Origin of the sequence: Enterococcus sp. MSG3299, assembly GCF_050555765.1 — a bacterium.
GTDB lineage: Bacteria > Bacillota > Bacilli > Lactobacillales > Enterococcaceae > Enterococcus > Enterococcus faecalis.
In genome coordinates this window covers 2,118,715-2,131,123 of sequence record NZ_CP187869.1, presented here as the reverse complement: position 1 = coordinate 2,131,123, position 12,409 = coordinate 2,118,715, and the positions used below count along the sequence as shown (strand labels likewise).

11 protein-coding genes are annotated in these 12,409 nt (G+C 38.0%); 9 read left to right on the top strand and 2 right to left on the bottom strand.

Going from position 1 to position 12,409, the window contains the following annotated elements:
• Window positions 1-9: 9 nt before the first annotated feature.
• The 3 genes from IGL23_RS10310 to mgtE are packed head-to-tail and all read left to right on the top strand — an operon-like array spanning window position 10 to window position 3,100.
• On the top strand, window positions 10-807 hold the full coding sequence (locus IGL23_RS10310) for an NAD kinase (RefSeq protein ID WP_002356486.1): 798 nt from the start codon (window positions 10-12) through the stop codon (window positions 805-807).
• A 7-nt stretch (window positions 808-814) separates the two neighbouring features.
• Window positions 815-1,708 (top strand): RluA family pseudouridine synthase, encoded by an 894-nt coding sequence (locus IGL23_RS10305; RefSeq protein ID WP_002362547.1) that lies wholly within the window; start codon window positions 815-817, stop codon window positions 1,706-1,708.
• A gap of 30 nt (window positions 1,709-1,738) precedes the next feature.
• Window positions 1,739-3,100, top strand: coding sequence for a magnesium transporter (gene mgtE / locus IGL23_RS10300; protein WP_002362548.1), 1,362 nt, complete (start codon window positions 1,739-1,741; stop codon window positions 3,098-3,100).
• Window positions 3,101-3,217: 117 nt separating this feature from the next.
• Here mgtE and cutC read toward each other — a convergent pair whose 3' ends face one another.
• Window positions 3,218-3,847: a copper homeostasis protein CutC gene (gene cutC, locus IGL23_RS10295; protein WP_002359565.1), complete on the bottom strand. Its 630-nt coding sequence runs from the start codon at window positions 3,845-3,847 to the stop codon at window positions 3,218-3,220.
• Window positions 3,848-3,976: 129 nt separating this feature from the next.
• On the opposite strand from cutC, the gene IGL23_RS10290 reads away from it, so the two are divergent.
• From IGL23_RS10290 to recD2, 4 genes are all read left to right on the top strand, one after another.
• A complete protein-coding gene (locus IGL23_RS10290; RefSeq protein WP_033594430.1) occupies window positions 3,977-4,822 on the top strand; it encodes a methyltransferase domain-containing protein in 846 nt (281 codons plus the stop codon).
• 312 nt (window positions 4,823-5,134) lie between these two features.
• Entirely contained in the window at window positions 5,135-5,641 is a 507-nt protein-coding gene (gene trmL / locus IGL23_RS10285) for a tRNA (uridine(34)/cytosine(34)/5-carboxymethylaminomethyluridine(34)-2'-O)-methyltransferase TrmL (protein ID WP_002356493.1), read from the top strand.
• A gap of 216 nt (window positions 5,642-5,857) precedes the next feature.
• Complete coding sequence (locus IGL23_RS10280) at window positions 5,858-6,502, top strand: histidine phosphatase family protein (protein WP_033594431.1); 645 nt, start codon at window positions 5,858-5,860, stop codon at window positions 6,500-6,502.
• A 26-nt stretch (window positions 6,503-6,528) separates the two neighbouring features.
• Window positions 6,529-9,138 carry an SF1B family DNA helicase RecD2 gene (gene recD2, locus IGL23_RS10275; RefSeq protein ID WP_033594432.1) on the top strand — a complete coding sequence of 870 codons (2,610 nt, stop codon included), beginning with the start codon at window positions 6,529-6,531 and terminating at the stop codon, window positions 9,136-9,138.
• Window positions 9,139-9,204: 66 nt separating this feature from the next.
• Here recD2 and IGL23_RS10270 read toward each other — a convergent pair whose 3' ends face one another.
• Window positions 9,205-10,164 (bottom strand): diacylglycerol/lipid kinase family protein, encoded by a 960-nt coding sequence (locus tag IGL23_RS10270; protein ID WP_002356498.1) that lies wholly within the window; start codon window positions 10,162-10,164, stop codon window positions 9,205-9,207.
• A 262-nt stretch (window positions 10,165-10,426) separates the two neighbouring features.
• On the opposite strand from IGL23_RS10270, the gene IGL23_RS10265 reads away from it, so the two are divergent.
• Together IGL23_RS10265 and IGL23_RS10260 are read left to right on the top strand one after the other, a co-directional pair.
• Window positions 10,427-10,933, top strand: coding sequence for a QueT transporter family protein (locus IGL23_RS10265; protein ID WP_002356499.1), 507 nt, complete (start codon window positions 10,427-10,429; stop codon window positions 10,931-10,933).
• Between the two features lie 237 nt (window positions 10,934-11,170).
• Window positions 11,171-12,376, top strand: a complete 1,206-nt coding sequence (locus IGL23_RS10260; RefSeq protein WP_033594433.1) for an aminoacyltransferase — start codon at window positions 11,171-11,173, stop codon at window positions 12,374-12,376.
• The last annotated feature ends 33 nt before the right edge of the window (window positions 12,377-12,409 follow it).

The window sequence follows — 12,409 nt, the reverse complement described above, 5'->3', positions numbered from 1 at the left end:
AGTCTGCTTATGAAAGTGGCGATTGTTCATAACTCGGAAGAAAAATCGAAACAAGTCACCAAACAACTGACAACACTATTAGAGCAAAACCAAATTCAAATAGACAATCGTCAACCTGAACTTGTGATTTCAGTCGGCGGAGATGGTACGCTTCTTTCCGCTTTTCATCGATTTAATCATCTGTTAAACGAAGTAAGTTTCTTAGGTGTACATACCGGACACTTGGGTTTCTATACAGATTGGCGTGATTATGAATTAAAAGAACTAGTTGAAAGTTTATGTATTCATCGTGAAAAAAGTACAAGTTATCCATTATTAGATGTGCGGATTCGGTTTAGAGATGGGAAACCAGATAAACATTTTTTAGCATTAAATGAATCGACAATTAAACGAGGAAACCGGACGATGGTGGGCGATGTGTTTATTAAAGACGAACTGTTTGAACGATTTCGTGGTGATGGGTTGTCGATTTCGACCCCAACCGGCTCTACTGCGTATAATAAAAGTATTGGTGGGGCTGTTTTGCATCCTAGCATTAATGCGTTTCAGTTAACCGAAATCGCCTCCTTAAACAATCGTGTCTTTCGAACATTGGGGTCCCCGATTGTAATCGCACATACGGAGTGGCTGGAGATTAAATTACAGGAAAGTGATGATTATTTTGTCACGGTGGACCAATTAGATATTTATCAAGAAAATATCGCTTCTGTCTGCTATCGAATTGCAGACGAACGGATTCATTTTGCCTCTTATCGGCACATGCATTTTTGGCATCGAGTGAAAGATGCCTTTATTGGTGAGGATTAATTAAACGATGGAATTTCAATGGACATATGACAAAGAAACAACACAACAAGTGAAATATTTTTTAAAGGAACAAGGCGTTTCAAAAGGGTTATTAGCTAAGGTGAAATTTCAGGGTGGTAAAATTCAAGTGAATGGGACCGTTCAAAATGCCATCTATCCTTTACAAACTGGCGATGTCGTTAAAATGACGATTCCAGATGAAGCGGAACATGAGACATTATTAACAGATGATGAACCGATTGAAATTGTGTTTGAAGATGATCATTTTTTAGTAGTTAATAAGCCCGCTGGCATTGCCTCGATACCTGCTCAGTATCATCCTTCAGGAACAATGGCGAATCGTGTTAAGGGCTATTACAAGCGTCAAAATTACGTGAATCAAGTTATTCATGTCGTGACTCGTTTAGATCGAGATACTTCTGGGCTGATGTTATTTGCGAAACACGGCTTTGCTCATGCTTTAATTGACCAAGAATTACGAGAAAAAAAGGTGACAAAAATTTATTATGCCCTTGTTGGTGGTGCGATTGAGCAGTTAAACGAGCATCAATTGATTGAAAAGCCAATTGGGCGCGACTTGTCCTCTTTATTAAAACGCCAAGTTATCGAAACAGGTCAATTTGCTAGCACAGAATATTGGCTCGCAAAAAGAGGAGCCCAAGCAGCAGCTGTGCGCATTCAGCTCCATACAGGACGAACACACCAAATTCGGGTACATTTTGAAGCAATTGGCTGTTCATTGTTAGGGGATGAGATGTATCATGGAGAGATGGATCAAGGAATTGAGCGGCAAGCGTTGCATTGCATGGAACTGATTTTTACTCATCCTTTTACCAAAGAAACGGTTCATCTGATTTCCCCACTAGCGGAGGATATGAAAAGTGTAGATGATACGTTATAATAATAAAGAGGCAGGAGGGGAAAGTGTAAGATGAATGAAGGCCAAGAAATGGAAGAGCAATTTGCCCTTCTTTTAGAAACGCTAAAAAATCAACAAATGAACGAATTTCGTGAGCTATTTTTAGCGTTACACATTTATGAACAAGGACAATTTTACCAATCGTTAGATGAAAAAGACCGACAACATTTATACAATTACCTATCTCCGAAAGAACTAGCGGATATGTTTGATGTTATCGAAGAAGATAATGAGAATATGAAAGATTATTTAGCTGAAATGCGCCCAAGTTATGCAGCCGATATGTTAGCTGAGATGTATACCGATAATGCGGTGGATTTACTAAATATGTTAGATAAAAGTCAAAAGGCGAAATATCTTAGTTTGTTAAGTAGTGAAGAAGCAGGCGAAATTAAAGAGTTACTTCATTACGAAGATGAAACTGCTGGGGCGATTATGACCACCGAATTTGTTTCGATTGTGGCGAATCAAACAGTGCGTTCTGCGATGTACGTCTTAAAGAATCAAGCGGACATGGCGGAAACAATCTATTACGTTTACGTAGTCGACCAAGAAAATCATTTAGTCGGCGTTATTTCGTTGCGGGATTTAATTGTTAATGATGATGATACCTTGATTGCTGATATTTTGAATGAACGGGTTATTTCAGTTCATGTCGGCGATGACCAAGAAGATGTCGCGCAAACAATTCGTGACTATGACTTCTTAGCTGTGCCAGTTACAGATTATGATGATCATTTGTTGGGGATTGTAACAGTTGATGATATTATTGATGTTATCGATGATGAGGCCGCTAGCGACTACTCTGGTTTAGCTGGGGTCGACGTTGAAGAAGTTAGTGAGAACCCTTTAAAAGCCGCTTCTAAACGATTACCTTGGTTAATTACGCTGCTGTTTTTAGGGATGTCTACGGCCTCGTTAATCAGTAATTATGAGTCGTTAGTTAGCGAAGCGAGTATTTTAGCCGTTTTTATTTCTTTAATTACCGGAACAGCCGGCAATGCCGGGACACAATCATTGGCGGTCGCGGTACGCCGTTTGGCTATGAAAGATGAAAAGGATAGTAATTTTGGTCGCTTAATCTTAAGTGAAGTGCTCACGGGACTAGTGACGGGGGCTGTGACAGGTTTAACCATTATGATTGTGGTTGGCGTGTGGCAACATAATCTTCCGCTTGGATTTGTAATTGGGATGGCAATGCTCTGTGCAATTACTGTGGCGAATTTAGCAGGGAGTTTAATCCCGATGTTAATGGATAAATTAGGGTTTGATCCCGCAGTTGCCAGTGGCCCGTTTATTACTACCTTAAGTGATTTAACCAGTGTATTAATTTATTTCAATATTGCCAGCATGTTTATGCGTTATTTTGTTTAAAAAATTGCACTTATTTATCATGAGACTGAGGTAAAAGGATTCGTTGGTTTGCTTGAAATCAAAAAAGTGAGATAGCCGTTAATACGACGGCTACCTCACTTTTTTAGATACAAGAAATTAAACAATTTTTGTGCCATGGACTTCTGTGACTTTTAAAGTGTCCATCACAGTTTGAACGTTTTCTGTGGAAATACCGCCACCTGGTAAAATAAGAATCCGTTGATCTGCGTAGGCAATTAATTCTTTTAAATGATCAAAGTTGTCTTCGATAGGGGTACCAGCTGGCCCGCCATGAGTTAAAATACGTGTCACACCACGCTCAGCTAACCAGTCGATCGCCTTAAATTGGTTTTCTTTCGACAAGGCATCAAAAGCCATATGGAAAGTGATTTGCAAGCCTTCAGCTGTTTCAATGAATAAGTCCAAAGCTTCTTCATCTAACCAACCGTCCTCAGTTAAACAGCCAATAACAATGCCGTCGGTTCCTAACTTCTTTGCTTCGATTAAATCGGTATGCATAATTTTTAATTCAATATCATTATAGACAAAATTGCCGCCACGAGGACGAATGATTGTCATCACTGGTACAGAATGTTCGCCAGCGTATGCTAAGACTTCTTCAATAACACCAGTACTTGGCGTCGTTCCACCTACGGCTAAGTTATCGCATAATTCGATGCGATTCGCACCTTTTTGAATGGCTTGGGGAATCTTAGTGAAATTTTCGGCACAGAATTCTTTAATCATTTCTTATCGCTCCTTGCTTTTTCTTCACAGGCATTGTACCATAATTCTGCTTACTACCATAGCCCTGAAAAAAAGAGTGCAAAATTTTATAAGAAAAAATGTTCATTTAATGAACGTAAGGAGTTTTAAATGTTAAAGAAAATTGAACGAGCACAACAATTATTGAAAAAAGAAGCAGCCGTATTTCGCTGTCCAACTTGTCATGAACCAATGCATGTAGAAGGGGTTGGTCTGATTTGTCAACAGAGACATCAATTTGATTTATCCAAGAAAGGCACGCTATACTTTCTAAATAATGGCGTTCAGACAGAATATAATAAAAAAATGTTTACTTCTCGAGGAAAAATGATTCAAAGTGGCATGTACGCGCCTGTTTTAAACAAAATTATGCACTATCTTCCTCAAAATAAAACAGTAGTCGATGTTGGTTGTGGTGAAGGGAGTTTTCTTGCTGAGTTAAGTCAAGCAGGCTTATCTGGACTGAAAATCGGGTTTGATTTATCAAAGGAAGGAATCTATTTAGCAAGTAATCAGCCAATTGATGCGTTTTGGTGTGTGGCGGATTTAACGAATTTGCCATTTGCGGATCAAGGGCTTGATACGATTTTAAATATTTTTTCTCCTTCACATTATCAAGAATTTCGGCGAGTACTAAAAGCTGACGGGACTGTGATTAAAATTATTCCTGAAGAGAATTATTTAAAGGAATTACGAGCGGCTTTTTATCCCAATGACGAAAAGAAACAAAGTTATTCCAATCAAAAAGTAGTCCAACGTTTTGCCGAGGAATTAGCAGTGGAAGTAGATGAACGAATAACTTATTGCTTTGACATTCCCGAGGAAAGACGGTTGGATTTATTAGAAATGTCGCCATTAGAGTGGCAAGTTTCTCAAGAAGTTAAAGCCAAACTACAACAGCGACCATTGGAAAAAATCACGATTGACGTCCGCTTGTTAGTAGGTCGTAAAAGATAGACTTTTTTGTGAAGAAAATCCTAAAAAAGTCTTGCAATAAAGTGACATTGGTGTTATATTACTTACAAGTTGTTTTTTCATTGGTTTTTATCAGGGTCCTGTTCTGATAAAAGTTAGTGAAGAGACCTTCACTAACGTAACGACTCGCCGTGCTAGACACCGAGACGGTACGTTTTTTTTATTGGTTAGAACAGCTGCCGCCTGACATCATCGCGTCATGCGGTTTTTTTTTGAAAATAAGTATTGTGGGCGCTATTTATTTTGAATTTATGCTAAAATGAACACGATTGATATTTGAGGAGCTGAAGATAGTTGACGAACCATATTGTTTTATTTGAACCACAAATTCCAGCAAATACTGGAAATATTGCACGGACATGTGCAGCGACGAATACACCGTTGCATTTAATTGAACCTTTAGGATTTTCAACAGATGATAAACACTTAAAACGTGCCGGATTAGATTATTGGAATGATGTAAATATTACGTATCATAAAGATTTGGCTGCCTTTTTAGCCCATGTGGCAGGCAAACACTTGCATTTAGTAACCAAATTTGCTCACCAAACATACAGCGAGGTCAATTATAATGATGGCGAGGACCATTATTTTCTTTTTGGAAAAGAAACAACGGGCTTACCAGAAACGTTTATGCGAGAAAACGAAGAAAAGTGTATCCGAATTCCTATGAATGATGAACATGTGCGCTCATTGAATCTTTCTAACACTGCCGCACTAATTGTTTATGAAGCCTTACGTCAGCAAAATTTTCCGAACTTAGAACTGACGCATCATTATGAAAATGATAAATTGGATTAAAAAAAGCTAAGACAGTAGCGCTTTTTTTAAAAATGTCAGAAGAAAGTGGTTTTATTTTTACTGTTGCCCAATTTTCAAGCCTAGAACAAAAAACAATTTAGATTTTTGTTCTAGGCTTATTTTGCTTGGATTACTAGAAACTTCCATGGATATTTTCGCAGGGAAGTGATAAACTAGAAAGACATATGAAGAGATAAAGAAGTTTGGAGAAGTTACATGAAATTATATTTTACACGACATGGAAAAACTGAATGGAATCAACAGAAACGATTTCAAGGAATGACAGGAGATTCGCCGTTATTACCAACTAGTTATGACGAAATTAAACAATTAGGCCAATATTTACAAGATATTCCGTTTGAAAAAATTTATTCTAGTCCGCTATTACGTGCCAAAAATACTGCGCGGGGAATTCAACAAGAATTGAATCATCCAGTTGAAATTGTTTATACAGATACCTTAAAAGAATTAGGTTTAGGTCGTCTAGAAGGACAATATATTGAAGAAATGCGTAATTTTTATGGAGAAGAATTAGATCATTTACGGCATCGTTTAGATTTGTATGATCCAACAATTTTTGATGGTGAACCAATCGAGCAAGCGATTCAACGGATTTCAGAAACAGTTGCTGAAGCGGCGAAGCAGCACGAAGGTCCAGTTCTATTTGTCGGACACGGAGCAGCCCTGACAGCGGCAATCCAAGCGATGGCTGGTAAACCATTATCAGAATTACGGACAATGGGCGGGCTGTTAAACAATAGCCTCTCAATCCTTGAAACTAAAGAGGCAACAAGGAACATGCCGTACGACTTAACGTTATGGAATGATACGTCTTTTTTAGCTAAAGAAAAAGCACAATAAGCACACAACAGAAAGGAGGGCTTGTAGTGGTAACACTTTTTGGTGAGGACGAAGAAAAAGCCTTTATTGTTGGGACTGTACAAGCAATCTTTTTTGAAAATCCCAGTAATTTTTATAAAGTCGTTCTTGTAAATGTGACCGATACAAATACAGATTATTTAGAAAAAGAAATTGTAGTAACTGGAAGTTTTGGCCAAGTTCAAGAAGAGGAACCCTATCGTTTCTTTGGTCATTTTGTGGACCATCCTCGTTATGGCAGACAGTTTCAGGTGGATAGTTATCAGCAAGAAAGACCGACTTCGGCTAGTGGGGTGGTTAACTATTTATCAAGTGACAAATTTCCTGGCATTGGTAAACGAACCGCTGAAAAAATTGTTGAAGTATTAGGGGAAAGTGCGATTGACCGAATTATTGATGACCCGAGTGTTTTGGAAGAAGTTACTGTTTTAAATGAAAAAAAACGTCAAGTAATCGTCGAAACAATTCGCTTGAATCACGGGATGGAGCAAGTGATTGTGGGACTAAATCGATACGGCTTTGGTAGTCAGTTAGCTTTTTCAATTTATCAAACTTATCAAGAAGAAACCCTTTCTGTGATTCAAGAAAATCCTTATCAGTTAGTTGAAGATATTGAGGGAGTCGGATTTAAACGAGCGGACAATATTGCTGAACAAATCGGCATTCAGGCGGATTCTGCTGTTCGAATTCGAGCGGCGATTTTACATGAAGTGTTTGAGCACTCCATTCGCTCAGGCAATACGTATGTTCAAGCAGATGTTTTGTTAGAAGAAGCGATTCGGACCTTGGAAGCAAGTCGCCCAGTGGAAATCTCACCTGATCAAGTGGCCAATGAAATCATTACGTTAGTCGAACATGGAAAAATCCAACAAGAAGAGACTAAACTTTTTGAGAACAGTCTCTATTTTTCTGAATGGGGCATTGGTACTTCGATTCAGCGGTTACTTTCTCGTAAAAAAGAAATTCATTATGAGGAAGAAGAAGTCCAAAAAAATATCCGAATGATTGAGAAACGTTTAAATATTCAGTATGGCGACTCGCAACAAGCAGCGATTGAAGAAGCGATTAAATCGCCGTTATTTATTTTAACTGGAGGGCCCGGAACAGGGAAAACAACTGTTATTAATGGGATTGTCTCGTTGTTTGCGGAACTAAATGGTCTTTCATTAGATCTCAAAGACTATACGCAGGAGATGTTTCCAATCTTGCTAGCGGCGCCAACTGGGCGAGCAGCGAAACGTATGAACGAAACGACAGGTTTACCTGCAAGTACCATCCACCGTTTGTTAGGCTTGACAGGTCGTGAAAAAAATCCGAGTTTAACCGCCAAAGAATTAGAAGGCGGTTTGCTAATTGTAGATGAAATGTCAATGGTGGATACTTGGTTAGCCAATACATTATTAAAAGCTATTCCGACAAACATGCAAGTGATTTTTGTTGGTGATAAGGATCAGCTACCGTCTGTCGGTCCAGGTCAAGTCTTACATGACTTATTGCAAATTAACGAAATTCCCAAATGTGAGCTAAACGAAATTTATCGTCAAGGAGACGGTTCAAGTATTATTCCTCTTGCCCATGAAATTAAAGAAGGAAAGTTGCCTACTGATTTTCAAAAAAATCAAAAGGATCGCTCGTTCTTTGCAAGTGATATTGGTCATATTGAAGAATACATTCGACAAATTGTCACAAAGGCAAAAGCAAAAGGATTTACGCCACAAGATATCCAAGTTTTAGCGCCAATGTATCGTGGTGCAGCTGGCATTGATGCCTTGAATAAGATGATGCAAGAAATCTTCAATCCAAATGAGGGGAAGAAAAAAGAAGTCAAATGGAATGACACCGTCTATCGGATTGGGGATAAAGTTTTGCAACTAGTCAATACGCCAGAATTAAATGTGTTCAATGGAGATATGGGAGAAATCGTCGGAATTACTTTAGCCAAAGACTCAGAGGACAAAGTGGACGAGTTGGTTTTACAGTTTGATAATAATGAAGTAACGTATAAAAGAAATGAATGGAATAAAATTACGCTATCGTATTGTTGTTCGATTCATAAAGCGCAAGGTAGTGAATTCCGCATGGTGTTACTGCCAATGGTTCATCAGTATAGCCGAATGCTGCAACGAAATTTGTTGTATACAGCAGTGACACGTAGTAAAGAATTATTAATTCTATTAGGGGAGGTTTCTGCTTTTGAAACATGTGTCAAAAACGAATCGGCTAGTCGCATGACGATGCTAAAAGAACGAATCGTGAACGCAGAACAAATGACCTTAACGACTAGAACTCAGTTAGAAGCCTATGAAGAAGGTTTAACGGCAGACCATCCATTTACTGAAAAGGAAACAAAAGCTGTCTCTTATGAAACTGAACAGCAATCAACGAAAGCCGATCAGATAAAAGAAACAGACGAGCAATTAGTTGAAACAACGGTACAAGAAGTTTCACTATTTGCTGATGAAGGGGAAGAGTCAACCCCAGAAACAGCAAAGAAAGCGACAAAAGTTGTCAAAGAACCATTACCAAAAGAACCACGACTAACAGTCGAAATTATTCAAACAAATGCTGTTGATCCAATGATTGGAATGAAGGATACGACGCCTTATCAATTTATGTGAGAAAAGGAAAGAGTGCCATAAGTCGTTTTGACTTATGGCACTCTTTTTCAACCTTAAGGGACTCAGTTAAAACCAAAACAAACGTTTTTGTGTGGTATAAACCATATCAATACTTCGTTTGCCTAAAATCTCGCCATCTGCGTGAATGGTTTGTGGAATCGTCGAAACAATTCGAATTTTGCTTGATTGAAAATGATGAAAATGCTTAGATTTCCCTTGTTTTTGGCGAAGCAATAGGAAAATAAGCCACAAAATTTTAAAAATATTGATTCGTTCCACGACAACTAAGTCCACGACTGCTTTGCGAGGATTGGCCGTCGGCATAATTGATACGCCCCCGCCAAAATAAGGATGATTTGTGACCGTACATAGGAAAGCACGATTAAATGTGTATTGTTTACCATTCATTTCAACTAAAATTGGAAAGCCTTTTTGTTTAAAAAAGACATGAATGATTGAAGAAATATAGGAAAGCGAGCCAAGCTTAAATTTATTTAAGGCTTTTTTTGATGACGATTCGTTGGTTTTTTCCACGATTGCCGCATCTAACCCTAAGCCAACATTATTGGTGGCTAAGCCGATTTCTTCTTGGTTGGCTTCTACATAATGAATTGTTTGAATTTCTTTTGGTCGTCTGGTGCGCAGGATTTGATGCAATGCTTTATCAATATTTCTTGATAATCCCACCCCTCGTGCAAAATCATTTCCAGAGCCGCATGGAATATAGCTTAAAGGAATAGCTGAATCATATGGAAGTAATGAATTAATGACATTATGTAGGGTGCCATCGCCGCCTAGCACGACTAGGATTGGAAAAGTTGAAACGTCTAAGTCTTCAGACCAAGGAAGTAAAGTTGTTTCTGCAAGTTCCTTCGTCAATTCTTTTTCATGTCCAGCGTAATCAGTGTAAAGAGCCGTATATTTAAGTTCTTGTTGCTTGAGTTGTTGAATCACTTTTCTAGCGACTTTTCGGCCATTGCCGCTACTTGCCTGCTCGTTGATAATAAGATAGTAGTGAATGTTCATTGAGCTCCTCCTTTGAATCGCTATTGTCCATTATACCAGAGGGAGGAACTTCTGCGAATAAAGATTGCTTAAAAAAGTAAAAAATGACTAGAAAAAGGCACGAAACAATGCATGAGAGGTGAAAACTGCAAATAAGTGCAAAGTAAAACAGGGCTTTCATTGACTATTTTGACGTTCCATATTAGAATGTGAACTGTTGCAATTGTAACCAAGGTTCATCAACCATCCCTTGTAAAAAAACTCGGAGAAAGAAGGAAAAAGTATGCAAAATTCGTTTCAAGCCAATCGAAAGCTAAGAACAGTCTTAGCCAATGGTATCATTATGGGCTTATATATTGTCCTCTCTTTATTGGTTCGGCCAGTTTCTTCTGGTATGATTCAATTTAGAATTTCAGAAAGTTTGAATCACCTAGTCGTTTTCAATCGCAAATTGATGTGGGGTGTTTTAGGCGGCGTTATCTTTTTTAACTTATTTTTTGGTTTCGGTGTAATGGATGCTCTGTTTGGTGGTGCGCAAACATTATTTGCGTTGAGTTTAACAGCTTTTTTACAAAAAAAGGTACCAAGTATTCCTGTTAGAATGTGTCTAAATAGTCTATTTTTCACTGTAAGTATGTTTTTTATTGCCTTTATGCTAGTACCAAGTGGCGGTCAAGCATTTTGGACAACTTATGGTTGGTTAGCATTAAGTGAAGCGATTATTATGACGATTTCAGCACCAATCATGTATTTTATCAACAAGTCATTAAAATTTGAAACACGTATTTAATTGAAAAGATGTGGATAGAAATGATTCATCCTTTGAATGGCAGTGAAGAAAAGTGTCGTTGCTATTAGTGAACTAAGTGATAGAATGAACTGTTTCTACCTCGTCTTTTTTACATAAAGAATAAGATCTACATTTTTTCTAAAAATTTTCATGTAAAACTTTACTAGTCTGTTGGAATACACTATGATAGTGTAAGATAAACGGACTATTGGAAAGTCACAGCAGAGGAGTTTGAACATGTACACATTTAAAATCGGTATTCCGGCAGAAGTACACGATACATTTGTTAAAAATCATCCATTATGTAATTTACTACAGTCATCTTCATGGGCAAAAGTCAAGGATAACTGGGGTTCTGAAATTGTTGGGGTTTATGAAAAGGATACATTAGTCGCATCAAGTTTAGTTTTAATCAAACCATTACCAGCCGGTTTTACGATGTTATATACACCAAGAGGTCCAGTAATGGACTATACAAATGAACGTTTGGTCAGCTACTTTATGGCTGAATTGAAAAAATTTGGCAAGAAAAAACGAGCTTTATTTATAAAAATGGATCCAGCGGTTCACTATCAAGATTTCCATTTGGGAGAAGAACATCAACCGCATGCTGAAGCGACAGCTATTATTGAGACCTTGAAAAAAGCAGGGGCCAAATATCAAGGACTGACAATGGATATGGGGGCCACCATCCAGCCCCGCTTCCAAGCGAATATTTATCGTGAAGATTTTAGTGAGGAACAATTGTCAAAAAGCACCAAGAAAATGATTAAAACAGCTGAAAAAAAAGGGGTCGTTGTGCAGCAAGGGCATGTTGACTTTGTTGATGAATTTGAAAAAGTCATTCAATCAACCATGGAACGCCAACATATTTCTTTGCGGAATAGTGATTACTTTAAGAAGCTGTTGAACATTTACCCAGAAGACTCCTTTATTATGCTGGCGCAAGTCAATTTAAAGGAACGCTTAGATAGCACGCGACAACGCTATGACAAAAATCAAAAAGACTTGAGTAATTTGAAAGAAAATCAAGTGAAAAAGCGCCATAATTTAGAAGAATTAGATGCTTCCTTGACTCGGGAACTAAAAGAATTAGAAGAAAATATCGCAGAAGCTGGTGAAATCGTCACGGTTGCTGGCGCTTTGGCTGTGACATTTGGTCCAACAAGTGAAATCCTTTATGCTGGCTTAGATGATCGTTATAAACGCTACATGCCAACATATGTGACTTGGCGAGATGCCATTCAAGAATGTTTTAACCGTGACTGCGAAAGCTGTAATATGGGCGGCTTAGAAGGTAGTTTAAATGATGGCTTAATTAAGTTTAAAGCGAACTTCAACCCAACGATTAATGAATTTATTGGGGAATTCGATTTACCGGTTAATAAATTATTATTTAAAGCCAGTGAATATGCCTATAAATTACGAAAACAAAAAAAATAAATAAAAAACACAGGGACTAAAAATCAAACTTGA

Bases quoted from the DNA above. Each gene is read 5' to 3' on its own strand.
- IGL23_RS10310 (WP_002356486.1), top strand. From the start codon at position 10: ATGAAAGTGGCGATTGTTCATAACTCGGAAGAAAAATCGAAACAAGTC.
- IGL23_RS10305 (WP_002362547.1), top strand. From the start codon at position 815: ATGGAATTTCAATGGACATATGACAAAGAAACAACACAACAAGTGAAA.
- mgtE (WP_002362548.1), top strand. From the start codon at position 1,739: ATGAATGAAGGCCAAGAAATGGAAGAGCAATTTGCCCTTCTTTTAGAA.
- cutC (WP_002359565.1), bottom strand. From the start codon at position 3,847: ATGATTAAAGAATTCTGTGCCGAAAATTTCACTAAGATTCCCCAAGCC.
- IGL23_RS10290 (WP_033594430.1), top strand. From the start codon at position 3,977: ATGTTAAAGAAAATTGAACGAGCACAACAATTATTGAAAAAAGAAGCA.
- IGL23_RS10280 (WP_033594431.1), top strand. From the start codon at position 5,858: ATGAAATTATATTTTACACGACATGGAAAAACTGAATGGAATCAACAG.
- IGL23_RS10270 (WP_002356498.1), bottom strand. From the start codon at position 10,164: ATGAACATTCACTACTATCTTATTATCAACGAGCAGGCAAGTAGCGGC.
- IGL23_RS10265 (WP_002356499.1), top strand. From the start codon at position 10,427: ATGCAAAATTCGTTTCAAGCCAATCGAAAGCTAAGAACAGTCTTAGCC.
- IGL23_RS10260 (WP_033594433.1), top strand. From the start codon at position 11,171: ATGTACACATTTAAAATCGGTATTCCGGCAGAAGTACACGATACATTT.